At 46.2% G+C, this 24,245-nt stretch carries 26 protein-coding genes; 5 read left to right on the top strand and 21 right to left on the bottom strand.

Features of this window, described 5'->3' with window-relative positions; translation table 11 throughout:
* Window positions 1-63: 63 nt before the first annotated feature.
* The 4 genes from AR1Y2_RS18135 to AR1Y2_RS02910 all read right to left on the bottom strand — a co-directional run bounded on the left by AR1Y2_RS18135 (window position 64) and on the right by AR1Y2_RS02910 (window position 4,613).
* Window positions 64-195, bottom strand: a complete 132-nt coding sequence (locus AR1Y2_RS18135; protein WP_282432130.1) for a hypothetical protein — start codon at window positions 193-195, stop codon at window positions 64-66.
* A 175-nt stretch (window positions 196-370) separates the two neighbouring features.
* Complete coding sequence (locus tag AR1Y2_RS02915) at window positions 371-3,133, bottom strand: InlB B-repeat-containing protein (protein WP_243118834.1); 2,763 nt, start codon at window positions 3,131-3,133, stop codon at window positions 371-373.
* Between the two features lie 29 nt (window positions 3,134-3,162).
* The gene (locus AR1Y2_RS17960) at window positions 3,163-3,339 is read right to left on the bottom strand and encodes a hypothetical protein (protein ID WP_243118833.1); all 177 of its coding nucleotides are present in this window, start codon (window positions 3,337-3,339) and stop codon (window positions 3,163-3,165) included.
* Between the two features lie 164 nt (window positions 3,340-3,503).
* The gene (locus tag AR1Y2_RS02910; protein WP_137327619.1) at window positions 3,504-4,613 is read right to left on the bottom strand and encodes an RNA polymerase sigma factor; all 1,110 of its coding nucleotides are present in this window, start codon (window positions 4,611-4,613) and stop codon (window positions 3,504-3,506) included.
* A gap of 151 nt (window positions 4,614-4,764) precedes the next feature.
* Between AR1Y2_RS02910 and AR1Y2_RS02905 the strand changes: the two genes are divergently transcribed.
* Window positions 4,765-5,682, top strand: a complete 918-nt coding sequence (locus AR1Y2_RS02905) for a diacylglycerol/lipid kinase family protein (protein ID WP_137327618.1) — start codon at window positions 4,765-4,767, stop codon at window positions 5,680-5,682.
* Between the two features lie 70 nt (window positions 5,683-5,752).
* Here AR1Y2_RS02905 and AR1Y2_RS02900 read toward each other — a convergent pair whose 3' ends face one another.
* The 4 genes from AR1Y2_RS02900 to ung are packed head-to-tail and all read right to left on the bottom strand — an operon-like array spanning window position 5,753 to window position 9,503.
* Complete coding sequence (locus AR1Y2_RS02900; protein ID WP_137327617.1) at window positions 5,753-6,877, bottom strand: D-alanyl-D-alanine carboxypeptidase family protein; 1,125 nt, start codon at window positions 6,875-6,877, stop codon at window positions 5,753-5,755.
* Window positions 6,878-6,887: 10 nt separating this feature from the next.
* The gene (locus AR1Y2_RS02895) at window positions 6,888-8,024 is read right to left on the bottom strand and encodes a transglutaminase domain-containing protein (protein WP_137327616.1); all 1,137 of its coding nucleotides are present in this window, start codon (window positions 8,022-8,024) and stop codon (window positions 6,888-6,890) included.
* A 9-nt stretch (window positions 8,025-8,033) separates the two neighbouring features.
* Window positions 8,034-8,819 (bottom strand): Cof-type HAD-IIB family hydrolase, encoded by a 786-nt coding sequence (locus tag AR1Y2_RS02890; RefSeq protein WP_137327615.1) that lies wholly within the window; start codon window positions 8,817-8,819, stop codon window positions 8,034-8,036.
* Window positions 8,820-8,828: 9 nt separating this feature from the next.
* Entirely contained in the window at window positions 8,829-9,503 is a 675-nt protein-coding gene (gene ung, locus AR1Y2_RS02885) for a uracil-DNA glycosylase (RefSeq protein ID WP_137327614.1), read from the bottom strand.
* Between the two features lie 156 nt (window positions 9,504-9,659).
* Between ung and AR1Y2_RS02880 the strand changes: the two genes are divergently transcribed.
* Window positions 9,660-11,219 carry a ClC family H(+)/Cl(-) exchange transporter gene (locus tag AR1Y2_RS02880; protein WP_137327613.1) on the top strand — a complete coding sequence of 520 codons (1,560 nt, stop codon included), beginning with the start codon at window positions 9,660-9,662 and terminating at the stop codon, window positions 11,217-11,219.
* A gap of 144 nt (window positions 11,220-11,363) precedes the next feature.
* Here the strand turns inward: AR1Y2_RS02880 and AR1Y2_RS02875 are convergent, their stop codons facing one another.
* The 3 genes from AR1Y2_RS02875 to AR1Y2_RS02865 form a co-directional block, all read right to left on the bottom strand.
* Complete coding sequence (locus tag AR1Y2_RS02875) at window positions 11,364-11,621, bottom strand: DUF2200 family protein (RefSeq protein ID WP_137327612.1); 258 nt, start codon at window positions 11,619-11,621, stop codon at window positions 11,364-11,366.
* A gap of 134 nt (window positions 11,622-11,755) precedes the next feature.
* Window positions 11,756-11,896, bottom strand: coding sequence for a DUF2200 family protein (locus AR1Y2_RS18295; protein ID WP_137327611.1), 141 nt, complete (start codon window positions 11,894-11,896; stop codon window positions 11,756-11,758).
* 6 nt (window positions 11,897-11,902) lie between these two features.
* Window positions 11,903-12,190, bottom strand: coding sequence for a DUF1905 domain-containing protein (locus AR1Y2_RS02865; RefSeq protein ID WP_137327610.1), 288 nt, complete (start codon window positions 12,188-12,190; stop codon window positions 11,903-11,905).
* A 215-nt stretch (window positions 12,191-12,405) separates the two neighbouring features.
* On the opposite strand from AR1Y2_RS02865, the gene AR1Y2_RS02860 reads away from it, so the two are divergent.
* From AR1Y2_RS02860 to AR1Y2_RS02850, 3 genes are read left to right on the top strand one after another with little or no spacing between them, the layout of a single operon-like run.
* Window positions 12,406-13,200, top strand: coding sequence for an enoyl-CoA hydratase/isomerase family protein (locus AR1Y2_RS02860; RefSeq protein ID WP_137327609.1), 795 nt, complete (start codon window positions 12,406-12,408; stop codon window positions 13,198-13,200).
* 27 nt (window positions 13,201-13,227) lie between these two features.
* Window positions 13,228-13,947 (top strand): CoA transferase subunit A, encoded by a 720-nt coding sequence (locus AR1Y2_RS02855; protein WP_137327608.1) that lies wholly within the window; start codon window positions 13,228-13,230, stop codon window positions 13,945-13,947.
* On the top strand, window positions 13,947-14,606 hold the full coding sequence (locus AR1Y2_RS02850; RefSeq protein ID WP_137327607.1) for a 3-oxoacid CoA-transferase subunit B: 660 nt from the start codon (window positions 13,947-13,949) through the stop codon (window positions 14,604-14,606). The genes AR1Y2_RS02855 and AR1Y2_RS02850 overlap by 1 nt, the downstream gene beginning before the upstream one ends.
* Before the next feature lie 87 nt (window positions 14,607-14,693).
* Here AR1Y2_RS02850 and AR1Y2_RS02845 read toward each other — a convergent pair whose 3' ends face one another.
* From AR1Y2_RS02845 to AR1Y2_RS02800, 10 genes are all read right to left on the bottom strand, one after another.
* Entirely contained in the window at window positions 14,694-17,081 is a 2,388-nt protein-coding gene (locus AR1Y2_RS02845) for an InlB B-repeat-containing protein (protein ID WP_243118832.1), read from the bottom strand.
* A gap of 245 nt (window positions 17,082-17,326) precedes the next feature.
* The gene (locus AR1Y2_RS02840; protein ID WP_137327606.1) at window positions 17,327-18,379 is read right to left on the bottom strand and encodes a zinc-dependent alcohol dehydrogenase; all 1,053 of its coding nucleotides are present in this window, start codon (window positions 18,377-18,379) and stop codon (window positions 17,327-17,329) included.
* A gap of 10 nt (window positions 18,380-18,389) precedes the next feature.
* A complete protein-coding gene (locus tag AR1Y2_RS02835; protein ID WP_137327605.1) occupies window positions 18,390-19,556 on the bottom strand; it encodes an iron-containing alcohol dehydrogenase in 1,167 nt (388 codons plus the stop codon).
* 11 nt (window positions 19,557-19,567) lie between these two features.
* A complete protein-coding gene (locus tag AR1Y2_RS02830) occupies window positions 19,568-20,446 on the bottom strand; it encodes a class II fructose-bisphosphate aldolase (RefSeq protein ID WP_137327604.1) in 879 nt (292 codons plus the stop codon).
* 20 nt (window positions 20,447-20,466) lie between these two features.
* Window positions 20,467-21,309 (bottom strand): PTS system mannose/fructose/sorbose family transporter subunit IID, encoded by an 843-nt coding sequence (locus AR1Y2_RS02825; protein WP_137327603.1) that lies wholly within the window; start codon window positions 21,307-21,309, stop codon window positions 20,467-20,469.
* Window positions 21,309-22,067: a PTS mannose/fructose/sorbose/N-acetylgalactosamine transporter subunit IIC gene (locus tag AR1Y2_RS02820; RefSeq protein ID WP_137327602.1), complete on the bottom strand. Its 759-nt coding sequence runs from the start codon at window positions 22,065-22,067 to the stop codon at window positions 21,309-21,311. Before AR1Y2_RS02820 ends, AR1Y2_RS02825 begins: the two co-directional genes overlap by 1 nt.
* A 10-nt stretch (window positions 22,068-22,077) precedes the next feature.
* A complete protein-coding gene (locus tag AR1Y2_RS02815) occupies window positions 22,078-22,569 on the bottom strand; it encodes a PTS sugar transporter subunit IIB (RefSeq protein WP_137327601.1) in 492 nt (163 codons plus the stop codon).
* Between the two features lie 20 nt (window positions 22,570-22,589).
* Entirely contained in the window at window positions 22,590-22,979 is a 390-nt protein-coding gene (locus AR1Y2_RS02810; protein ID WP_137327600.1) for a PTS sugar transporter subunit IIA, read from the bottom strand.
* A 1-nt stretch (window position 22,980) separates the two neighbouring features.
* Window positions 22,981-23,454: a PTS sugar transporter subunit IIB gene (locus AR1Y2_RS02805; protein ID WP_137327599.1), complete on the bottom strand. Its 474-nt coding sequence runs from the start codon at window positions 23,452-23,454 to the stop codon at window positions 22,981-22,983.
* A 20-nt stretch (window positions 23,455-23,474) separates the two neighbouring features.
* Window positions 23,475-23,870: a PTS sugar transporter subunit IIA gene (locus AR1Y2_RS02800; RefSeq protein WP_137327598.1), complete on the bottom strand. Its 396-nt coding sequence runs from the start codon at window positions 23,868-23,870 to the stop codon at window positions 23,475-23,477.
* Window positions 23,871-24,245: the final 375 nt, after the last annotated feature.

Here is a 24,245-nt window from a genome sequence, read left to right as displayed (position 1 = left end):
CAGTGGCTGTAGCTGGTTCTGATTCATCCGTATCGGCTGGTTTTTCAGATGTTTCATTCGGGGTTATCTGCTGTATTTCGTACCCCCCCCCGGATTTCCAGTCATTTCCTCTTCCTTAGCATTTACAATCGTTCCAGTTCCCATTGCCAGGATCAATGAAACCGCTGCCAGCCGGTTCATCCATGGTTTTTTCATTTTTCCCTCCGTCCTTTCTTCTGTCCACAAGTGCACTTCCTAAGACAAAATATATCATGTAAACAAATTCATTATAAGAGTTAGTATCGTTCCTGATGGTTAGATAATGATGACAGCTTTCAGATAAAATCGAAACACATCAAAAAGGCAGCCAAATTGTTCGGCTGCCTGCTTACTATCTATTACATTTTTTTCTTTTCCAAAACCAGATACCTGCACCGGTTATGCCTGCTATACTTCCCAAGATCCAGACACCTTCTCGGTTGTCGCCGGTGTTTGCTACTCGTCCGCTGTTATTTTTACTATGAGATACTTCCTTGTACTTCCATTTGTTGTTATTCTTATCTGGAACTTTTTTTGATACAGTATTTGCCTTTTTCCCATTCTTTTGTTCCGTCTCGGTAGTTTCTGTATTTTGTTTGGGCGCTGTCTTCCATTTTGCTGTCAGTACGATATCCTGATGTATGGGCGTATTAAAATCCCACTTTCTTTCTGTTCCACTATCCTCTATATAGTACCAACCCTCAAATATGTATCCTGCCTTTTCAGGATCTTTAGGTTTCGTGGCACAGCTGCCGCCATCAATATGCTGAATTTCAGGTGTATTATGGCCTCCTTTTGTATCAAATGATACCTGATGAGTTCCAGTCAATGTAACTGTAACCTCAGTTTTGTTTCCGTCTTTTAATGAAAAAGACAGGATGAAACTTCCTGTTTTCCCGGATGTCTTTGCCGCATTGATAACGTCTAATTGTTTCTGGTCGGGTATCACCGGTGTATTATCGCCATTCTTGTCTTTCCCAGCTGCTTTACACAACTTCCTGATATCATCTGTGGAGAATGCATTTCCGCCGGTCTTTGAAACCGCATGATTGGCTCCTATGAATGAAAAACCAGAATCAGGTCCATAATCTCCTGCATCTGCTCCACTATCCCGCAAAAAGACCGTCACTGTTACTTTTGTTTTTCCCGGTGTCTGAAAAGTCAAAGGAAAGTCTCCCGTTTTTCCAGCTTTTTTTGCTTCATTGATTAGTTTCAGCTGATTTTCATCATCAAGTTCCAGCTGCTCTTTTGGGATTTCATTTCCATCTTTATCTGCCGCTTTCACCTGTGTCAGTTCTTTTATTTGATCTATTGTAAAAGCATCTCCTCCGGTCCTGCTTATGACATTCTTCCCTTTAATCATCTCACCGTTTTCAGTATTTTCTGTAAGATCATCGTATTCCCCTGTCAACCCAACAGTAATTGTCACTTTAGTTCCATCCGGAGCTTCGTATGTCAATTCAAATTCTCCGGCCTTTCCTGAAGTCTTCGCCTCATTGATCTTATCCAATTGTTCTTTGTCCACCGTAAAATCATCTAATTCAATGTTGTTTCCATTTTCATCTTTCGCTTTGAGCTGTCCATATTCTTTTACCTGTTCTTCCGTAAATGCACTTCCGCCGGTTTCTTTTTGAAAATCATTGGCTCCTACAGTTACAGTTGGATTATTTGGATCAAACTTTTCCGCATCAGTGCCGTCATCCCGTAGCGAGATCACCACACTCACTTCAGTGCCATTGGGCGTAGTAAAAGTTAATGGGAAATCTCCTGTCTTACCTGCTGCTTTTGCTTCATTGATCTTTTTTAGCTGTTCCTGATCGGACAAAGATAATGAGTCAACAGAAAAATTTTGTCCGTCTGACTGTTTCCCGGTCACTTTTGCAAGTATAAATATTTGTTCTTCTGTGAAACCTTTTCCTCCGGTTTTACTTATCACGTGATTGGCACCGATCTGTTCTTTCGTACCCTTATTAATTCCGTTGGCATCCCGGAATGGGCCAAAATATACTTGTGTATAAAATTTTTCTACCCTGATATCTGTCTTTTCCTGAAACGGGGTTCCATCCATAAACGTATAATCTGTCAAAGATACTCCATCCTGTATATATCCCTGATATTTGTCATCTGGTTCTGCCGTGACATTGGAAACGTACTGTTTCCCAGAACCAGAGCCTATTCCAGGCATACCTGTCGCTGAGTCACCGATCGCAGTTACAACTGTATCCCCGCCGGTGATACAGACATTTTCCGTGGTTTTGCTGACTGAGCCATCTCCGGTGGATGCGCCGATCCCTGGAGCATTCGCTCCGCCCTGAGCCTCCACAGTTCCACCCGATATATAAATGCCCTCCACCTTATTTCCATATCCTGATCCAATACCCGAACCAAATTCTGTACCGATCGCTTTTACGTTTCCTCCTGTTATATAGATATCTTTTGTATAAGCACCAGTGTATGCCTCTGTCCAACATGCAGAACCGATAGCGGGACAATGCAGTCCTCCCAGGGCCTCAATATTCCCTCCCTGAATCGTAAAATCTGAAAATCCGGACTCTCCGGATGTCTTTCGGTTTTTAATACTGCTTCCTATTGCCCCAACATGCACTCCCTCTCCTTTTGCTATCAGTGACCCGCAGGAATCATCACACCTATGATTTTTTTGTCCCGATGATTCACATCGAAGAGTCAGGCTGCCGTCCATTCCATCTTTCGTCAGTGCATTGCTTGCTTCTACCTGAGTACAGAGAAGATGATTATCTCCTATGAGTGTGATAATAACGTCAGCGTGTGATACATTGATACAGTCTGAAGTTGCACAGGTAATATCAACATGATCGAGCGTTATTTTAGCCGTAACACCTCTTTCCACGACAATATTATAGAGAGTTGTCGTTCCTGTTATCCAATACCCTTTTTCATTCAATTCTGTCTCATTTTCTGCTAGTCCTCCCCCAACTGCTCCATTGGCAGTAATCCGGATATCTCCTTTGCTTACATCCAGCTTGGTTTGTCCATTTTCAGCAAAAGCATTGACTACATTCTCTTTTTTTGCTGCCCTCTTTTTTGCAGTACTTTTCTCTGAGATGCCGATTCCTTTTTTCAATTGCTGTTTCATTTCTGTTTCTGCAGGAAATGTTTCTTCTGTTATCTCTGAGCGGTCTTCTTTATCTTCGTTAGAGGTTGTTTTTTGAACTTCGTACCCCCCCCCCCCAAATTTACATCTTTTTCCTCTCCTTGTGCCCACAGCGTCGTTCCCAACCCGGTTCCGACAACAACGGTAAGGGAAACCGCGGCCAGACGTTTCACCCATTGTTTTTTCATTTCTCGTTCCTTCCTTTCTTCTGCCCTCAAGTGCACTCTTTATCGGACAATCCTGGTATCATATTAATTGACCTTATAAGACAAACACGAAAGAAAAAAAGTTAGACAAAAAGCAGCGGAACATTCCTGTTCCAGCTGCCTTGAATTTTAAAACTATATATCTCTTAATCCTTATCAAATTCAAATATCCGCTCGTTGCCCGCTTTATCCATCAGATGCAGGCGAAAGGTATCCGTTTTAGAAGGCAGATAAAGAATTCCCTGACCCGTATCACAGGTCAGGCCCCCAAGCCGCTTTCCGGCTTTTGATGCCGCATAGGTCTTTTCATAGTCTACGTCCCCAGCCACGTAGATGGCAAGACGCTTTGTCTTTTTCTCCACCTGCACGCTGCGGATCGATGCGGGAACCACTTTTTTTACAACCGGTTTGGGCTTCTTGGGAATCTTGATCCCTTCCAGCCCTTTGGTCTCCAACTCCACCTCTGGAGTCTCAATCCCCCCAAAGTCTGCTGACGGAAGAGGGTCCTCTTGAAGCATTACAAAGCTGGCGGTTCCCACTCCCACTGCGACCGCTGCGCCAAGCACTGCTTTCTTGATGATCACTGCCCCTTTTCCAGCATTACTGCCAGTCAGTGGCAAAGAACCCCTCAGCAGCGGATACAGCGTAAAGAATCCGAATCCTCGGAGCTTCAGCGCCTCCCGATCTGCTTTGGGAAGATTTTCGATCTGCTTTTTAAGGTTTTTACGTGCGTGAAACAAAAGATTCTTGACTGCGTTTACATTGCAGTCCATGATCTCGGCAATCTCCTTCATTTTCAGTTGTTCTAGCGCGCTTAATATAATAGCCGCCCTTTGTTTATCCGGCAGACTCTGAATACACTGGTAGAGAATCTTCGTCTTTTCGTCCTCCAGGATCACATCCTGGGGTTCCGCTTCTTTGGATGATACACTCTGGATCAAATCGACCACTTCATTTCCAAGAACATCGCTCTGACTGTTTTTCTTCACATGGCGCAGACAGCACCGGTAGGCAATCTGTCTCTGCCATGCACAGAAAGCCATGTTATCTTTCAGTGACGAAAGATTCCGGTAAATGTCCATGAAAACATCCTGGAGAATGTCCTCGGCCTCCGTGACATTTCCGCAGAAATTGAGCACAAACAGCCTGGCCTGGTCGTATGTATGGCGGTACAGATATTCAAATGCTTTCTCATCCCCCTGCTTTGCCCTCTCCACATATGGGCATAGGTCTTTATAGTAATTCTCGTCCCTCATCTCTCCTTAACCTTTCTCTTTCGTTCACCTTTCACTTTAGAATAAATCTTTTCCAAATACAAGCGGAAATCATTGTAAGCACATTTTTTGCACATTGCGACCCAGCCCTTTCTATGGTAAACTTTAAGTAAATTATAACAAGGAGGATCTCATGAAAGCCTTATTTATCATCAATCCCTCATCAGGGAAACAGAATGTTGAAGCTACATTGCAGGAAATCATGTCAACACTAATCTTAAAGCAGATCACATCATCCATTGATGTTTTTTATACAAAGAAAAAAGATGATGCAAAATACCGTGCAGCAGAATTAAAACCGGGCGAGTACGACTATGTGGTCTCCGTTGGAGGAGACGGTACACTCAACGAAGTGGCCAACGGGCTTGTGACCAGTGGAAGCAATATCCCTCTTGCCATCATTTCCGCAGGGACCGTCAATGACTTTGCCACCTACATGAATCTGCCCCAGACCGCACAGGAATTCTGCAAGATGATTCAGAATTTCCAGTCAAAAAAAGTAGACATTGGTAAGGTCAACGATGAATATTTCATTAACGTTCTGGCAGGAGGCCTGCTCACAGATATCGCCTACAAAGTGCCGAAGGATAAGAAAGCTGTCCTTGGAAAGATGGCCTACTATCTGGAGGGCATCAAAGAACTCCCGAAACAGTTCTCCAAAAATATGGTGCTTAAATATACCAGCAATGAATTCTCCGACACAACCGAGACTATGGTCTTTTTGGTGGCGAATTCAAAGAGCGTGGGGGGATTCCCTACAGCGGCTCCATTAGCTTCAGTCTCCGACGGTTATCTGGATGTTCTGATCCTAAAGAAGATTGAGTTTCTGACCACTCCAGACCTGATCGTCAAATGGCTCCAGGGCAGCCATCAGAATCATCCATCCATAGAATACTTTCAGACAAAGGAGATTTTCATAGAACAGGCTTCCGCGGACAGCGAGATCGCCATTGACTATGATGGCGAGATCTTAAGCGAAGGGCTGCCTGTCAGGATCTCTATAGTTCCAGAAGCATTAAATATCCTTGTACAGCGGCAGGATCTACAATAACAAGTTCTTCTCATGAAGTAAAAAACAGACGGCTCAACATTGTGTCCGTCTGTTTTTTCGTTCTAGAATGCTAATAGCTGATCGGGGTTGATCCCAGATCTTCCCCGTCATAGGAAGCATAGATTTTATTATTTTCAGTGTAAACCTGCAGATTGGAAGGACTCTGATCCTTTGTCAAAAGTACTGAGAAGTCACTTAAATTGCCGCCCAGAGGAAGCTGATATGGAGCTATCCTGCATGCCATCTGGGTCACCGGGTTTTCCTGTGTCTGTGCAAGATCGCAGTTCAAACCTGAAAACGGAGCTACAGACTTATAGTTCTTAAACCCATAATCAAAAAGTTTGATCGTATCCCGGTACAGTTCGTATCCATTTCCCCGAAGGATGACAGAGATCAGCTCTGTGTTTCCGCGCTTCGCAAATGTTACCAGTGTTCCGCCGGCCCTGGTGGTATAACCAGTCTTTCCGCCCTCCACGCCTTTATACAAAAACATGGTTTGTTTCACCATCTTGTGGTGGTTCCAGAGTTCTCTGCCCTTCTTTTCTTTATTTGTTCCAGACATGAAGTAATGGGAGGAACATGCGATCTTTCTGAACATAGGATTCTGAAGGGCCGCTTTTGTGATCAATGCCATATCCCTGGCTGTCACGTAGTGTTTGTCATTGTGGAGCCCGTTCGGATTCATAAAATGAGATCCCTTGCATCCGATCTCCTTGGCTTTTTTGTTCATCAGGGCAGCAAACTTTTTGATGCTCCCGCTAGTGTGTTCCGCAACCCCATTGCAGGCCTCGTTTGCCGATTCCAGCATAATGCCGTATAAAACATCGATCAGGGGGATCTCCTCCCCTGCCTTAATGCCGATATGAGTGCTTCCCGGCTCAATGCTGTTGACAGCATAGCTGGAGAATTTCACTGTGGAATATAGATCGTCATTATTTTCTAAGGCTACCAAAGTGGTCAGGATCTTGGTGATGCTGGCCGGATAGCTTTTCTTGTCAATATTTTTAGCATAGAGAATCTTCCCGGTCTTGGCGTCCATCAGTATCCCGCATACCCCGTTGATGGAAGGCTTATCCGCTTTCGTATCTTCCTTGGTGGCAAGGCCCCGTTGTGCTGCCTTGGCAGGCACAGTTCCCGCTGTGGCCAGCACGACTGCCGTAAGCATCACCAGTAATCGTTTCGCAAATTTTTTCATATGTTTATCCTCATGATTCCTCTTTAAAATTAAATGTCATAATGTATAACTGACGGTCCGTATAATAAGTCACTTCCATGTGTTTTGTCCCTATGGACGGAACTCTTTTTAATAATGTGAAGATCTTCTTCTCCACAATCAGCTGGTCGTATGCAGTCTCATATTCCTTCCGGCTTCCCAGCTGAAAGCTGATCTGCCCCTGTTTCTCCTGCTCACACAGCTGGTTATAGATCTTTCCGAGCTCAAACTTTTTATAGTGATGGTTCTGCCTGACATAATAGTTGTTTTTTGTGGAACTGCACTCAGGAACTTTCAGTCCCTTGTCCAGTGTGTGTCCTCTCAAAAGTTCTGTCTGCGTCATTCCAAAAAAGCCCCTGGACATATGCTGGTTGTTGCTTCCCCATGTAGGGTCCACATAGCAGTAGACTCCGTCGATCCTGACCAGGTTCCATGCATGGTTCTGTCCATTTGCTTTTCCATAGACCATTTGGCACCGGATCCCCATCTTCTGGTAAATGTACTGCAGGCTTTTGGCATATCCTGTACACACCGTTTCTTCATGGACCAGACCGCTGATCAGGTTCTGGTTGTACTTGCTGCCCTCCCGGTAAGTGATCCCTTTGATCAAATGCTCGTAGACTGTGTAGGCTTTTTCATATTCTGTATCTTTTTGATCGGCATAGGAAAGATACCGCTTCAGATTCTTCTGCAACTTCATATCGTACTGTTTTGCCTGCTTCTCAGTGAAAATATAATGCGGCACAAAGACCACATTTTTCTTGGTGCCCGATGTTTTCCATTTAATATTTCCGGTGAAATCAAACCAGAACAGTTCCGGACAGTCGGCTTCCATCTGCTTTAGGATGTCTTCCATGCGCTTTGTCGTCACCTGCTCAATCTCGATTTCTTTCTTCCAGTTATAAATGCCGTAATACATCAGGCTGTAGATCCTTTTTCCCTCCTGGGAAAGATTCTGGTATCCGTATTTTGTCTCAAAGAGGTCTCTGTGGGTCTTCTTTACCTCCGTGACGATTTTCTTTTGTTCCTTCTGATGGATGCTGCTCTGGATGGTTGATACCATGTTCGGCATCATAAAGACCAGAACCAGCAGAAGGACTGTAGCAAATGCTTTCAGTACTTTTTTCATAGGCAGCTCCTACCCGATCAGCCCCAGACGTTTAAGCCCCAGAGCCAGTCCGTCCTTGTCCGCCGGCTCCGTCTTATACTCGGCCTGTCTAAGCAGTTCAGGCACTGCATTTCCCATGGCAACTCCATACTGTACATAGTTAAGCATCTCGATATCATTGGCGCTGTCCCCAAACGCATAACTGTCTTTGCGGTCGATCTTAAAATGATCCAGCACCATTCTGATCCCGGTGGCTTTATTGAGCCCTGCGGGGATAAATTCCACAGAATCCACTTCTTTATGTATAATTCCGGTCATGGTGTTTTCTGTCATCTCTTCTACAAATTTCTTAGCGCCCGGATCCATATGGTGATAGGTCCATTTATTCACTTTCTCAGCCTGTTCCAACGGATAGATATGCGGAGTTGTTGTCTGTCTCAGCCGCTCTACCACCTTCAGATAGTGCTCATCCTGGTTATTGGGATCGTAATAACTGCCCTTGACCCCTTCCAGGATAATGCCGATGCCGTTTTCTCTGCCATAGTCTATGACCTTGTGCAGATTCTCATCGGATATCTGGTCATTGCACAGTTCTTTTCCACCACAGATCACATGGGCCCCGGCCGCCGCGATCATGCCGTGAAACCCAAGTTCCATATAGGACTCTGGTACCATGCCGTAGGCTCTTCCAGTACAGAGCACTGCCTTACATCCGTTTTTTATCAGCTGGTCCACTGCCCTTAAAGCTGAATCCGGGATTCCGATCCCGTCACAGTACAGGGTGCCGTCGATGTCTAAAAAAACAATTTTGTTCATGCCTTACTCCTAAATATTCTCGATCTGCCAGTCCACCGGCTCAATGCCGTGCTCTGTCAAAAATTCATTAGTCCTGCTGAAATGCCGGCATCCAAAAAATCCTCTGGACGCAGAAAACGGACTCGGATGCGGAGCTTCCAGCACCAGGTGCTTTGGATTCGTGAGCATCCATTTTTTATTCTGGGCATTCCTTCCCCACAGCAGATAGACGATGGGCCTGTCCTGCTCATTTAAGATGCGGATAGCGGCGTCGGTAAATTCTTCCCATCCGATATCTTTGTGAGAATTGGCCTTGTGGGCCTGGACAGTCAGTACGGTGTTTAAGAGCAGAACTCCCTGCTCAGCCCATTTTGTGAGATATCCGTTGTTTGGTATGTAGCATCCCAGATCATCGTGCAGTTCCTGGTAAATGTTGACCAGGGACGGCGGCGTCTGTACTCCCGGCTTTACGGAAAATGACAACCCGTGGGCCTGCCCCACATTGTGGTATGGGTCCTGGCCTAAGATCACCACTTTCACCTTGCTTAACGGGGTCAGGTGGAAAGCATTGAAAATATCATCTGCCGGCGGAAATACACTTTTTGCGGCATACTCGGCAGTCACAGTCTGATACAGTTTTTTGTAATACGGCTTCTTGTATTCCTCTTTCAGATGCTCCGCCCAGTCATTTGTAATCGGTGGCATACTTTGTTCTCCAATCTGTTGCTTAAATTTCTTTATAATATACGTGTGTATTATAAACTATCAGGCCCCGTTTTGCAAACCTTGTAAATGGCCTGACTGCTTTTTCTTTCGCACATCTTGTGATAAAATGGAATTGACAAAGGAGGATTGTCATATATGAAAACTTCAAAGATGGAAAATCCCCACGCACTGTCCGTGTCTATTGTGTTCGAAGGACTGTTAGTGGGGTTATTTGCCGGCTGCATTGCCGTCATCTACCGTATTTTATTAAACCATGCGGAATCTCTTTTATTCCGTATCATAGACTTTACAAAAGGAAATGCCTTGTACATAGCCGGCTGGTTTATCGTCCTTGTGGCCCTTGGGCTGATCGTGGGGCGGCTGGTCAAGTGGGACGATATGTGCTCCGGAAGCGGTATTCCCCAGGTACAGGGGGAAATGAAGGGCTATATCAGCCAGAACTGGATCAGTGTTTTGATCACCAAGATCATCGGCGGAACCCTGTCCATCATAGGAGGGCTGTCTCTCGGACGGGAAGGCCCTTCGGTGCAGCTTGGTGCCATGGCTGCCAAGGGACTTGCCAAAATTACCAAAAAGAGCAAGACAAAGGAGCGCATCATGGAGGTCTGCGGTTCCGGGGCTGGTCTTGCGGCCGCCTTTAACGCGCCTCTTGCAGGCATCATGTTTGCCCTGGAAGAGATCCAGAAGAATTTTAACAGCTCCATGCTGGTCTGTGTCACTGCCGGAGCGCTGACTTCAGATTTTATATCAAAAAATGTATTCGGCTTATCTCCCGTGTTTGAATTCAGGCTGAAGTATGCCCTTCCGTTAAAGTATTACGGCCTGCTGATCCTGCTGGGGATCATTCTGGGGGCAGCTGGTGCTCTATATAACTGGGTCATGCTGAAAGGACAGGATGTCTACAAAAAACTATCCTTCCTAAAACCAGAGTACAGGACTGTGATCCCGTTTCTTGTATCGGGTGTGCTGTGCTACTGCCTTCCTTCTGTTCTTGCAGGAGGGCATGCCATGATCGAACGCCTGGAGACCGGGCATCTTCTGATCGGGACTATGGTACTTCTGCTCATCGGCAAGTTTTTGTTTTCAGCTGTCAGCTTTGGCTCCGGAGCACCGGGAGGTATCTTCTTCCCACTCCTGATCCTGGGCGCCTACATCGGCTCTATCTACGGAACCTCTGTCACAGAACTTACAGGCATCAGCCAGGACTATATCATTAATTTTATTATCCTTGCCATGGCCGGATTTTTTACTGCCATTGTCAGAGCTCCCATCACCGGCGTTATTCTGATCGCGGAGATGACAGGTACCTTTGAACATTTCCTTTCTCTGGCTGTGGTGTCTTTGACAGCCTATGTCATCGCCCACCTCCTGAAAAGCGAGCCAATCTATGAGAGCCTTCTCGGCCGCATCCTCGCAAAAAAGGGATTAAAGACAACGGACGCGGCAGAAGGAAAGGTACTCTCCAGTTTTGTCGTCGGAACAACCTGCCTTGCCGTGGGAAAGAAGATCAAAGACGTGGCATGGCCAGAGCACTGCCTCATCGTCACCATCAGCCGGGGCAAAGATGAGATCATCGCCAAGGGAAGCACCGTTGTACACTCCGGAGACACACTGGTCGTCCTGGTAGACGAAGACTATCTGGGCATGGTCACCGAGAGCTTTCAGCTTATCTGTGGAGAGATTACGGTTGAATAGCAACAGGCACGGGGTGTACCCGTGTCTGTTATTTTTTCCTTATTTCATAATCTCTCCTGTATCCTCAAGATAAATTTGTTCTTCACAGTGAATACATTTTCTCATAAGAACCTCCCTGCTGGACGACTAATAACAGAATGAGATTTAATTCCGCAGTATTTTATCCATTGGTTTTCCTCTGGCCAGCTTGTCAATGAGCTTGTCAAGATATCGAATTTCCCGCATCAGAGGGTCCTTAACCTCCTCTACCCTTACACCGCATATAGTACCTTTTATAAGAATTCTATGTTTATTCAGTTGCGGTGCTTTTTCAAAAAATTCCTTATAACTGATTGGCTTTTCAAGAATCTCTTCCAATTCTTTCTGGCTGTAAACTGTATGCCATCGTATGACATTTTCCACATGATTTCCGTTCGGCTCTTAGAATGCCTCACTCCAATCATGTAGAAAATGGACGTAATGTCTGCTGGAGAAGGGCTTCTGTCAAAAAGGAGCCACTTTTCGAAAGTTATTCACCACTATTGGAGGAGCGCATTTCAAAAGCGCGACGGAAATAGTGGTGAATAACTCATAATTTCATCCACTTCTTCTCTATACCGTCCCTTTTTTATAGCTTTGTTCACGAGAAGAGGATATATTTTGGAAAAACTGATTTGAAAAACTTTCTGTTGTTCCATTTTGTTCTACTCCCTTTCCTTTACATTCACCAAAACATGGTCTCCCGGCTGCTTTCCGATCCTTTGGCGGATGTCCTTTCTCAGGCCGATAATATAACAGACCGTACCGTCCTTATTCTTAATTCCCATATTTACAATGCTTCCATCATACGGTTCACCGTCAAACGTGGCATGTACCTTTACCCTTCCGCGGCCGAATTCTTCCCTGATATCATAGGGAAATATTACATAGGCACCGCCAGTCTCACCTGCCTTATAAATTAATGATTCATATTCATACACTTTGTCGTTCACTGTCCTTCTCCCTTTTTAGCTTTTTGTTATTAGTATACTAAAAATAGAAGCTTTTTATCAAAACAAATAACACTATAATAGCAATATAAATAGTCTGATTATTCTTGTTTTTATCTGTCATTAAGAGTAAAATATAGGTATCAATACAGATGAGAAAGGAGGATTTTTTCAATCGTATCCAGACAATGAAATGCCCCATAAAAGGAGGGTTTGCGATGGAACTTCAGAAACTGCATTATGATGTGGCAGACGGAATTGCGACTATAACGATGGACTATCCTAAGAACCTGAACGCCATTGATGAACAGATGGCAGATGAACTTATCTATGTTGTTGAAAAGGCTGAGGCAGATCCGGATGCCAGGGTCGTTGTACTGAAAGGAGCGCCGAAAGCATTTTCAGCCGGAGGTGATATCGGTTATTTTTATGATCTGATCAAAAGCGGCGGTGAGATAAATATGGATGGACTCATCGGCAAGGTCGGCAAAGTCACCAACGGCCTGAAATCCATGAGCAAGCTGGTGATCGTGGCAGTCAGCGGCGCGGCGGCAGGTGCAGGTTTCAGCCTTGCCCTTTCCGGTGATCTTATCATTGCGGCAGACAACGCAAAGTTTATCATGGCTTTTTCAAACATCGGACTTGTCCCGGATACCGGCGGTGCCTATCTCCTGGCAAAAGAGATCGGTGAAAAGAAGACAATGGAACTTTGTGCAACCGGACGTCCCGTAGACGCACAGGAAGCAAAAGATCTTGGTTTCGTGTACAAGGTCACAACAAAGGAAGATCTGGATGCGGAAGTTGCCAAGTTTGCTAAGAGGCTGGCCGCCGGCCCTCAGGTATCTTATAAGAATGTTAAAAAGCAGATCTATGCTGCCGCATTCTCTGATTACGAGCGCTATTTAGAGGATGTAGAAATTCCGACACAGCATGAGTGTTCCAATACGGAAGATTTCAAGGAAGGCTGCTCCGCATTTATGGAAAAACGGAGACCTAAATTCCAGGGGAAATAGGCATTGCACTGAAAGGAGGTAACGAGATTGATCTCAAAAGTAGTGACCAAGGAAGAAGCAATCGCAAAAATCCATGACGGACAGACGATCATGTTTGGAGACTGGCATGGAGAACACTCTGCCGAAGAGCTGATTACTGGAATGTTGGAAAAGGGTGTCAAAGACATTTCGGCTATAGCTGTCTCCGGCGGCATGCCTGACCAGGGACTTGGAAGGCTGATCCATGAAAAATTGGTAAAGGAGCTCATCACAACTCACATTGGTTTAAACCCGGAAGCCCGGGACCAAATGTTCGCAGGTGATTTAAAGGTGGAGTTTGTCCCCCAGGGTACTTTTGCAGAACGAATCCGCTGCGGCGGAGCCGGCCTTGGCGGCTGCCTTACCCCCACCGGCGTGGGTACGGATATTGAAAAAGGAAAGCAGAAATTGACCATAGACGGCAAGGAATATCTGCTGGAACTTCCGCTCCATGCGGATGTCGCCTTGATTAAGGCGTGGAAAGCTGATACCATCGGAAATCTTGCTTTCCGTTACACTGGAAGAGCCACCAACAGTTATATGGCTTTTGCCGCAGACATTGTCATTGTTGAGGTTGAAGAGCTGGTCGAAGTTGGAGAACTGGGACCTGATGAGATTGACGTGCCTGCTCCTATCACCGATATGGTTTATGTAAGAACTGGTGAAAAGAAACCTTTCTGCCCTATGTGGCAGCGTGCGAGGGCAAAAGCAGAAGGAGGTGGAAAGTAATGGCGGAACTTACAGGACGTGCACTGATCGCATCCCGTTGTGCAAAGTTTTTCAAAGACGGGGATTTTGTAAATTTAGGAATCGGTATTCCTATGATGTGTGTCAATTATTTGCCTGAAGGTGTAGAGCTATGGCTGGAAGCTGAGATCGGTATTGTCGGCTGTGGCTCCACCCCAAAATGGGAGGATGCTGACCCGGATATCATCGACGCCGGGGGACAGCCCGCTTCTATTATCAAAGGCGGAAGCATCTGTGACCACACGACTTCTTTTGCTTTCATCCGAGGCGGCCATGTGGATGCCACCGTACTGGGAACTCTGCAGGTTGATCAGGAAGGAAATATCGCCAACTGGACGATCCCGGGCAAGCTTGCTCCAGGCATGGGAGGAGCAATGGATCTCTGTGCCGGAGTGAAAAAAATCATTGTTGCCACGGATCACTGCGAGAAGAACGGTGCTTCAAAGATTCTTAAAAAATGTACACTTCCTCTTACCGGAGCTAAATGTGTCACTGATATCGTAACCGAACGGTGCTATTTTGAGGTGACAGACGAGGGCCTCGTCCTCAGAGAAGTTGCTCCCGGCTATACGGTGGACGACATTCTTGCCTGCACAGAGGCGGACGTGATCGTGCCGGATGAAGTGGGAGTTATGGAATAACTTTAAGCTCCTACATTACATAATTACAAAGCCGGCACCGCTGATTATATATGGCGGTGCCGGCTTCCTGATTTACTGTTAGAATGTTTATTTCTTTTGCTTCCTGCTGACAAATACAATTCCTGCGAGTGAAATGCCTAACACAGTAATAAAAAGTGGAATTTTAGCCTGGTCACCAGTTTTAGCAACCGTTTCCCCTGTCTTTACCGATCTTTCCCGTTTACTGTATTCCCAGTCTGGTATGTCCGTGCTCTCTTTTTCCACCGTGGATGCTGCTTTCGTAGTTTTTTCCTCTGCTGTTGTCCCTGTTGTTGAAGCCGCCTCAGTCTTTGGCTCCTCTTTCCATTTGGCTTTCAGCGTCATATTTTCATAAACAGGGTCCTCAAAATTCCACTCGGCTTCCTTACCGTCTTTGTTTATGTAGTACCAGCCTTCAAAGATGTAACCTTGTTTCTTCGGATTTTCTGGCCTCGTTATTTGTTTTCCGCTGTCGATCTTCTGGTTTCCAGGAACTTCTTTTCCCCCGTCCGTATCAAAAGCCACCTCCACTGTCCCTGTAAGTAAAACTTCCACTGTCACACTCTCTCCGTCCGGTGTTTGATAGGTCAGCGGGTACTTCCCTGTATTTTTCTTAACCTTTGCCTCATTTAAAGCCTTTAATTCGTTCTCATCGATCTTAAAGTCTTTCAGCTCAAAGTTATTCCCATCTTTGTCTTTTCCTTTGACATCACATAATTGTTTTAGTTCATTTTCTGTAAAAGCACTTCCTCCGGTTTCTTTTTTAATATCATTGGCTCCAATCATCTCAAAAGCACTCCCGTCACTATCTCCGGCCGCATCAATCCCGTTTCCCCTGAGAGACACGGTGATCGTAACGTTGGTTTTATTTGCCGTGGAGATCGTCAAGAGAAAATCCCCGGTTTTTCCTTTTACCTTGGCTTCATTGATGGCTTCTATCTGAGAATTGTCCGTCAGCAGAAAATCATTCACAGAAAAAGCATTTCCATCCTTGTCTTTTCCATTAGTTTTAGCTAATTCCTTTAATTGTGCTTCCGTAAAAGCATTCCCTCCGGTTTTGCTAATGATATGATTGGCTCCCATCTGTTCGCTTGTAACAGGATCAATCTTATTTTCATCACGAAATGGTCCGAAATAAACCATGGTAAAATACTTGTCTACTTTGATATTCTGTTTTTCCTGAAATGGTGATTCCTTGCTAAAACTATATTCCGTCTCTGAAATTCCGTCTTGTATATAACCCTGATATCCGGTATTGGGATAGGCAACAACATTTGTTGCCACTCCAGGATTGTTGGGATTATCGTCTGGTTTTCCGCAGCCAATTCCTGGCATGTTTGTGGCTTTGTCCCCAACAGCTTTCACCACTGTATCCCCGCCACTGATCACGATATTTGATATGTCGAAAGTTCCGGAAGGATAAGCATAGTCTATGCCACCACCTGAACCAATTCCCGGGGAATTTTGCCCTCCTGAGGCATAGACAGTACCTCCTGTAATATAGATTCCATCAACTTTACAGGCAAAACTTCCTCCAATTCCAGCACAATATTCCCCGCCTAAAGCAGTTATGATTCCTCCCTCTATGCGGATATTTTTTGCGTAGCCTCCAAAGTCACCGGAGCCGCACGCTGCACCGATTGCGCATATATGTTCTCCTGCATTTGCATTGATGATACCACCTTTAAAGATTAAGTTTGCAACTCCGGTCTCTTGTGGTTTTTCCTTCTTCACATTGCTGTTTCCAATTGCTGTGGCATGTAACACTGTACCCTTCACGTCCAGAGAACCACAATCATTTTTTTTGCATTGATGTCCCTCTTTTATATTCTCACATTGTATCGTGAGTTCTGTATCGTCCATTCCGTCCTTCACTAAAGCTCCATATCCTATCATACCACAAGAAAGCATGTTGTCGCCCACCAACGTAATCGTAACATTGGCGTGGGAGACATCTATGCAGTTTTTCTTTGCTGCATTATTCGTGATGCTCACATTATCCAGGGTGAGATCCGTAGTGACTCCCTTTTCTACCACCACATTATTTGTCGTTGTACTGCCGGTGATCCGGTATCCTTTTGGATTCAGGCTTGTCTCATCTGCTATTCCGCCCCCGGAAGCCCCGGTACTCTTGATCACGATACTTCCCGCGCTTACATCCAAAAGTGTCTGCCCATCTGCTGTCTTCTTTAGCGGAGCCTGCGCCATTTTCTTCTTGGTTGTTTTTCCTGTCTGCATCTCAATTTTTTCTGGCTTCTTATTCTGTTCTGTTGTGATCACATTTGTAGTTTCTGTTGTTTCCGCCGTATTCTCTTCCGTTGTACCTATGTTGTCCGTTAAAAGCTGCTCTGTTGTTTCCGCCTCAGACTCCTCTGTTTTTGCCGCCAGCATGGTACCGTGGGTCACTGCCAGCGCAAGAGCCAGTAACAATCCCAGTAATAATCCCTTTTTTCCCACTTTCCTTCTCCCCCTGTCACATAATTATATAATAAACAGATTCTTTTTCATATCAGGTGAAGAGGGCATGACAAATAGTTAGTTTTGAAAGAGATTTCCTGCCGCATAAAAATAGTTTTTCTCCGTTATCTCCATCCGGCTTTGGAAAGGTCTCCTATCATCGGCAGAGACAGTGCTAGATAACTCATACCCACAGGGCACACCGCATTTTATACCCTTCAGGTGGGCGTGCTTCCCACGATAACTCATTCATTTAAACGAACACTGACTCTATACCTCCCAGGCTCAGACGCATGCCGGAATGCCTCCTGTATATCATCCAGCGCAAATGTTTCTGGCTCCACCAGCTTTGACACATCCACTGTCCCAGAGCTTAACATTTCCCCTGCTGTAAAAAAGTCAATGGAATCTGCGGCAAAGGTACCGAACAATTCCAGTCTGCGGTAATGAAGAATGTTAGAATCAATCTTCAGCTCCGGCGCCGGATACCCTGCCGCGAAAAACAGAATTCTGCCATCAGTTTCTTTTACCATAGCAAGCGCCTGGTCATTGGCGGCCGTGATCCCTACGGCAACAATGACTGCATCGGCTCCAGTTCCACCAGTCAGCTCTTTCACCGCTTCCACCGGATCACAAGCCCCTGCATCAATGGTCTCAAACCCCATAGCTTCCGCCGTTTTCAGCTTCTTTTCCATCAGTTCTGTGACAAGGACCCTGCACCCGTTTGCTCTGGCCGCCAGTGCATTTAAAAGTCCCATGGTGCCTGCCCCAATGACTGCCACTGTTTCCATAGGTCTGACTTGAAGCTTTTTAAGACCCTTTACGACCGTAGCCAAAGGCTCCAGAAATGCAGCTTCCGCCGGCTTAAGCTCCGGATTCATTTTGATCAGGCTTCTGGTATTCCTAACACAATAGTCCGCAAAGCCAAAATTGCCGAGATAGCCATCCTCTGACCTCTGACCGCCTGACATACCGGTACAGTGAAGCACATCTCCGCGGCGGCACGGCTCACATTCCCCGCAGCCGTCATAAGCGATTGAAACATAATCCCCCACTGCAAAATCCTTGACGTCCGGTCCCAGGATCTCGATCACACCGCACCCCTCATGTCCTCCGGCCATAGGATAACCCTGATGCTCCCTGAGCCCCAGCCATTGTCCGTAATCTGTCGTACAGATATTGCATGCCAGCTGTCTTACCAGCACCTGGTTACTCCCTATTTCCGGCAGTTTTCTCTCCCTGACCTCTGCATGTCCTTTCTCTGTCAGTACAGAAAACCTCATCTTTTCTCTCTGCATTTGCTGCCTCCTATCTTGCATTTTTGTAGATCGTCATACAATCTTCCTTTTCTAGTTTCATAAACCCACCGACAGCTCCGTACTTTGTACATTTTTCTGCCATCTCTTCAATCCCTTCTGCCCCGATGCCCGCCTCCGAAAGCGACACCGGCATTCCTACAGAGCGGAAATATTCTTTTGTTCTTTTCATACCTTCAAGCGCTGTCCGTTCCGGGTGATAAAAATCTTCTTCCACCTGCCACACGTTGACGGCGTACTTTACAAACCGAGTGAGATCCGTTTGATACACATATTCCATCCACTGCGGTATGATAATGGACAGAGTAGCACCGTGTGTCAGATCATAAAGGGCGCTGATCTCATGGCCGAGCATATGGCTGCCCCAGTCCTCGATTCTGCCCACTCCGAGAATTCCATTGTGGGCAATTGTCCCTGTCCACATAAGCTCCGCTCTCGCCGCATAATCATTAGGGTTTTTCAGTACGTTCGGCAGACACTGGATCACGGTCCGGAGTGTTGCCTCACAAAGACGGTCCGTAAATCCACAGTCCGGCTCTAATGTAAAATACCGCTCCAGCACATGGGACATGATATCCACTCCTCCTGCCGCTGTCTGATAGGCCGGAAGAGAATAGGTCAGTTCAGGATTCATAATTGAAAAAACCGGTTTCAGCAGATCGCTGGATACAGCTCTTTTTAAATGTCCCTCCGCTGAGTTTGTGACGACTGTTGTATTACTGGCCTCACTTCCTGTGGCAGGAATGGTCAGGATCACTCCCACTGGAAGGGCCTCCGGGATTTCCGCTTCTCCTTCAAAGAAATCCCACACATCTCTCTCATAAGAAACTCCCATGGCGATTGCCTTTGCTGAGTCGATCACACTTCCTCCCCCTGCTGCCAAAATAAAATCAACCTGTTCTTCCCTGCAGATTTCTATTCCCTCTCTGACCAGTCCCACATCCGGGTTTGCCTTGACACCTCCCAATTCTATGTATTCAATTCCGCTATCGTCCATGGAAGTTATGATCCTGTCATATAATCCATTTTTCTTAATGTGTCCTCCCCCATAATGGAACAGGACTTTTTTCCCATATTTCTGAATCTCCGTCCCCACCTGAAGTTCCGTGTCTTTTCCAAAAATAAAATCTGTGGGACTCATAAACCTGAAGTTCTGCATCTATTCCTCCTCTAAGCCTGTCCTTCTCCGCCAAACAGCTTCATATAGTGTTCCAGTGCCCGGGCATACCCTTCTTTAGCTGCTAATCCGGCGTCACACATATTTGCTTTCATATTGGCAAGCTCCGTACTACCTTTCCCTTCTGCCATGCAGCTCCAGTCGATTCCCAGGTACCCGCACATACTCTGCACCCCAGCGGTACAGAGGTCTGTAAATAGATTCACCTTCTGGATCCCCGTTTCCACTGCTTTTTTTAAGTTGTCGTCCCCTGTGCCGGAGCCTCCGTGAAGCACCAGGGGAACCGGAATTGTTTCGTGAAGCTCCTTCAGAAGCTCAAACTCCAGATGAGGTTCTCCTTTATATGCCCCGTGGGAAGTTCCCACCGCCACTGCCAGACAGTCGATCCCCGTCTCTTTCACAAAGTCCATGGCTTCTTTCGGATCTGTCAGCCCGCCGTCTCTGGTGGACTCATATTCAAACCCCTGACCCACATGGCCCAGCTCTGCCTCCACGGAAACCCCCGCTGCGTGGGCCATCTTGACGACTTCCTTTACCTCACTTGCGTTTTCCTCATAGGGAAGTGTGGAGCGGTCAATCATGACGGAACTGAAACCAAACTTAATGGCACAGACGATTTCCTCATATGGTCCCCCATGGTCCAGATTCAAAGCCGCCGGCACATTGGAATATTTTCTTTCGTAAAATCTTGCAAGATCTGCCACCTCTTCCAGAAATGGAAGCCCCGCACAGTCCAGGATCACCGGAGCCTTTAACTTGTCTGCCGTCTCAAAACATGCTTTTACACTCAGGCTGTCAAACACATTTGGAGCCGCCACCCCATAGCCTTCTTTTTTTGCTTTCTTTAATAATTCACCCATTGAAATGATCAAAATGCCACCTCTTTCCTTTCTTAAAACAGTCCTGTCAGAGAACCGATGATACATACAGCTACAATGCATATGGAGATCAATCCATATTTCTGCGTTTTATTTTTCAGCACAAAATAGATCCCGAACACGATTCCCAGAGGTAACAGCCCAGGTGCGATGCTGTCCAGTATGGTCTGGATCGCAATCTTTGAGCCCGCCACCTTAAAGCTGACCGGTGTGCTCAGCGAGACATACTGTGCGCTCAGTGCTCCCATCATAAATAAACCAAGGATGCTCGTTCCTGAGATTAGATCTTTGATCCATCCTGCATTTAAAATGGATTTGACGGATTCTTTTCCGATCTTATACCCAAGATTCCACAAACCTTTTGCGATAAAATAGGTAAGGATCGTAAATGCAAACGGAATCACTGCCCCGAGGACACTTCCGGTCATTCCGAATGTGACCGCGATTCCGTAGATGATCGTTTTTAACGTTCCCCAGTCAATGGTATCTCCAATCCCCGCCAACGGGCCCATCAGGCCTGTTTTGATCCCTGTGATCGCAGAGCCGGAAACATTTCCGGTCTTGGCCATCTCTTCTTCCATGGAGATAGTGATCCCGTGGATTGGTGTGCTCCATGTTCCCTGGGAGTTAAAAAAGTTCAGATGCCTGGTCAGAGCTTCACTAAGATCCTCTTTTTTGGTATAAAGCTTTTTCAGACATGGGATCATGCTGTAGCAGAAGGAAACCGCCTGCATACGCTCATAAGAATTGGATACCTCGGCGCTGACATACCACCGGTTAAAGCTTTTATTGATATCTTTTTTGGTCAGCAGTTCTTCATTTTCTTCTGCTGCCGCTTTCTTTTCCTGTTCCATCATCACTCACCTCCATTCATTTCTTTCACAGCTTCCCTGCGCAGGAAGGTGATCAACAGTGCCAGACAGGTACCAAAAATGGCCGCTGCCATTACATTGATCTTCAGATACTGTACAAGGAAAAAGCCGACAATAAAAAACGGTATATAAATATTTTTTCCTATGATGAAGATCGTGATCGCAAATCCAAGGGCGGGCAGCACACCGCCGGTCACGGCCAGACCGTGGGTCAGCCACTCAGGGATGGCATCTAAAAGCTTCTGGACTGCATCGGAACCGAGGTAAATCGCCGCGAACACCGGCGGAAATCTCAACACAAACCCGAGCAGCATCGGATAAAGTATGGTGCACCGCTCAATCCCCTTTGTGTCTGCCTCCAGCGCATATTTATCCGCCCTGTGGGCAAAGGCCGCCTGTATCGTTCTCCTGATCTGGTCCTGGAATACTCCCAGCAGACCAAACGGCACTGCCAGAGTCACCGCTGTAGACGGATCAATGCCGTTGATCAGTGCAATGGGTACGGCTATGACCCCTGCCAGACATTCGTCTGCCGGGATATTGGCTCCTGCCGCCACCATTCCGATATAGACCATTTCCACGCTGGCTCCGATCTTTAACGCAGTCGTCACATCTCCCGCAATGATCCCAAACGGCAGTGCCATCACAATGGGCTGGCAGATAACTGCATGAAAGGTATATCCGATCTTGCTCTGGCCGATCCAATACCAGAGTCCCGCTATTACCGCTAATGCTAATACCATGGTAAACCTCCTATTCTTTCATCTTCTTTTCAATCTTCTCAAAATCCATCCTCGGTTCTTCGGGTATGATATGGATGTACACTTCTGACCCCGAATCACTGATCTCTTTCAGTTTTTCAAAATCCTCCTGATCCATGGATACGGCCCTCAGAATCGTTTTCCTTCCGGATGCGCTGGGAAGACCTCCGATCTGAAGCTTTTTCATGGGAAGCCCTCCCTTATACATTCTGTGGCAGGACTGTGCATCCTTAAACAGGATCAACAGCTCTCCTTTTCCCATCTGGTCCTCTCCCCATGTTTTTAACGCATCGTCCACGCTGATGATCTCCACAGAAATCCCTTTCGGTGCCGATGCCGTGTAAATACTTGCCATAAAATCATCCTGTGCCAGTTCATCGTCTATGATGATGATGCGGTTTGCCTTCGCGATCTTCACCCATTTGGTGATGACCTGTCCATGAATCAACCGGCTGTCGATCCTGATCAATGAAATATTCGCCATGCTAATCTCCTCCTTATTCTTCAATCACACTCTAAATCCCTGTTCTTTTCCGCAGTCCACGATAGAACGGCTTTTGCAAGTTCCTTGCCTTCCAGCTCTTCTCTAAGCTCTGACGCCGCGATCATCATTTCCATTCCAAGCCCGCATACCGCCGATACATTTTCATATGTTCTGCTAAACACTGCTGCCACATTGGATGTGGTTCCCCCGTTCAGATCAGAGATCATAAGGATCTGACGTCCGTCTTCTTTATCCAGGACATCCCTGATCTTTTCTGTGTAATCGGCCAGGGCATCTTCCGGATAGAGAGGGAATATATGAACTCCATGGATATTTCCAACGATCATCCTGGCCGATTCCAGCAGTGAAGTTCCCCAGTCTCCATGTGTCAAAAGCATGAACTCTGTCATTTCAGTCCCCTCTTTCTATTTCTGCCTCCGTCAGGTTTACCGCCCCGCTGTCGGGAACCATCTGGACAAAGATTCTGATCCCCCGTGTCAACAGTCTTTTCATCTCCTCCTTTTCCTCTTCTGAAACATATACATTATCACAAATCTTTTCCTTTCCCTTGCTGTAAGGAAGCCGGCCGATGTTGATGGACCCGGCAGAGATGCCGCTCTTCACCAGGGTTTCCGCCGCAGACAATTTTCTGAGCAGGATCAGGACATCTTCTTTCTCCCTTTCTATCGCCTCTTTTCCTTCCTCAACTGTTAAAAATTCTGCTCTTACGGTGTCCGGCACTGACATCTTTAAGACACTCTGGATGACCGGGTCGTCCGCCACAGACTGGTCTACGATCAACAGCTTCCGGCATCCTGTCTTTTTCAGCCATTTCAGCAATACTTGTCCATGGATCAGCCTTTCATCTATACGGATATAATTCATAGCTTTCCCACTCCTTTCACTCAGCCGATCATCTGCTTTACGTTGACGATACCGTGCATTCCCGCTTCCATCGCCAGATTGGGAAGCTCCGACAGTTTACTTCCGTCCCTGCCTTCCAGCACCGATATCAGCATGGGCAGATTCAGCCCTGTGACACACTCAATTCCCTCCTGTTTCAGGCAGGAGGCGGTCACATTGCAGGGACTTCCCCCGAACAGATCCACCAAAACGATGACACCGTCTCCGTCATTTAATTTCTCTGCCGTTTCCTTAACCTGTCTTGTCAATTCCTTCACATCGTCCCCATGATTCAAAGTCAGAGCCTCCAGTTTCTCCTGTCTTCCGAATACCAGCTCCATGCTGTGAATAATAGCCTCACTGAACTCCCCATGGGTCACAAGCAACACTCCTATCATACTTTCACCTCCGTTTTGTGTTTCTCACTTATATATAAAGCAAGAACCATGCCAACTTAGTGTGTTAAGGAAAGTTTTTCTACATTGTCTTTGATTTTCTTACGCATTTCGTGTGCATCCTCGCGGAGGGTTTTTATGTCATAGGAGGTTCCGTAGGAATTTCCTATGACATAAAAAAACAGGACATTCCATAATAGAATGTCCCGACCCTTCTTTAATTTTTATTATGTTATACAATTTACAATTACACTTATCATCATATCTTTTTCCTCCGGATTTGATTCTGCAATCATAATTGTAAGTGCAATAAGTGTATGGTCATCAAACAATTTCTGTCCTTCGTTAAACAATGTTCCATCTTCGCGCACTTTTTGC

Origin of the sequence: Anaerostipes rhamnosivorans (assembly GCF_005280655.1) — a bacterium.
Classification (GTDB): domain Bacteria; phylum Bacillota; class Clostridia; order Lachnospirales; family Lachnospiraceae; genus Anaerostipes; species Anaerostipes rhamnosivorans.
The sequence above is the reverse complement of the archived record's forward strand: the minus strand, read 5'-3'. Positions and strand labels throughout refer to the sequence as shown.

Coding starts and splice junctions, on each gene's coding strand:
- AR1Y2_RS18135 (WP_282432130.1), bottom strand. CDS start 195: ATGAAAAAACCATGGATGAACCGGCTGGCAGCGGTTTCATTGATCCTG.
- AR1Y2_RS02915 (WP_243118834.1), bottom strand. CDS start 3,133: ATGAAACAGCAATTGAAAAAAGGAATCGGCATCTCAGAGAAAAGTACT.
- AR1Y2_RS17960 (WP_243118833.1), bottom strand. CDS start 3,339: ATGAAAAAACAATGGGTGAAACGTCTGGCCGCGGTTTCCCTTACCGTT.
- AR1Y2_RS02910 (WP_137327619.1), bottom strand. CDS start 4,613: ATGAGGGACGAGAATTACTATAAAGACCTATGCCCATATGTGGAGAGG.
- AR1Y2_RS02905 (WP_137327618.1), top strand. CDS start 4,765: ATGAAAGCCTTATTTATCATCAATCCCTCATCAGGGAAACAGAATGTT.
- AR1Y2_RS02900 (WP_137327617.1), bottom strand. CDS start 6,877: ATGAAAAAATTTGCGAAACGATTACTGGTGATGCTTACGGCAGTCGTG.
- AR1Y2_RS02895 (WP_137327616.1), bottom strand. CDS start 8,024: ATGAAAAAAGTACTGAAAGCATTTGCTACAGTCCTTCTGCTGGTTCTG.
- AR1Y2_RS02890 (WP_137327615.1), bottom strand. CDS start 8,819: ATGAACAAAATTGTTTTTTTAGACATCGACGGCACCCTGTACTGTGAC.
- ung (WP_137327614.1), bottom strand. CDS start 9,503: ATGCCACCGATTACAAATGACTGGGCGGAGCATCTGAAAGAGGAATAC.
- AR1Y2_RS02880 (WP_137327613.1), top strand. CDS start 9,660: ATGAAAACTTCAAAGATGGAAAATCCCCACGCACTGTCCGTGTCTATT.
- AR1Y2_RS18295 (WP_137327611.1), bottom strand. CDS start 11,896: ATGGAACAACAGAAAGTTTTTCAAATCAGTTTTTCCAAAATATATCCT.
- AR1Y2_RS02860 (WP_137327609.1), top strand. CDS start 12,406: ATGGAACTTCAGAAACTGCATTATGATGTGGCAGACGGAATTGCGACT.
- AR1Y2_RS02850 (WP_137327607.1), top strand. CDS start 13,947: ATGGCGGAACTTACAGGACGTGCACTGATCGCATCCCGTTGTGCAAAG.
- AR1Y2_RS02840 (WP_137327606.1), bottom strand. CDS start 18,379: ATGCAGAGAGAAAAGATGAGGTTTTCTGTACTGACAGAGAAAGGACAT.
- AR1Y2_RS02835 (WP_137327605.1), bottom strand. CDS start 19,556: ATGCAGAACTTCAGGTTTATGAGTCCCACAGATTTTATTTTTGGAAAA.
- AR1Y2_RS02825 (WP_137327603.1), bottom strand. CDS start 21,309: ATGATGGAACAGGAAAAGAAAGCGGCAGCAGAAGAAAATGAAGAACTG.
- AR1Y2_RS02820 (WP_137327602.1), bottom strand. CDS start 22,067: ATGGTATTAGCATTAGCGGTAATAGCGGGACTCTGGTATTGGATCGGC.
- AR1Y2_RS02815 (WP_137327601.1), bottom strand. CDS start 22,569: ATGGCGAATATTTCATTGATCAGGATCGACAGCCGGTTGATTCATGGA.
- AR1Y2_RS02810 (WP_137327600.1), bottom strand. CDS start 22,979: ATGACAGAGTTCATGCTTTTGACACATGGAGACTGGGGAACTTCACTG.
- AR1Y2_RS02805 (WP_137327599.1), bottom strand. CDS start 23,454: ATGAATTATATCCGTATAGATGAAAGGCTGATCCATGGACAAGTATTG.
- AR1Y2_RS02800 (WP_137327598.1), bottom strand. CDS start 23,870: ATGATAGGAGTGTTGCTTGTGACCCATGGGGAGTTCAGTGAGGCTATT.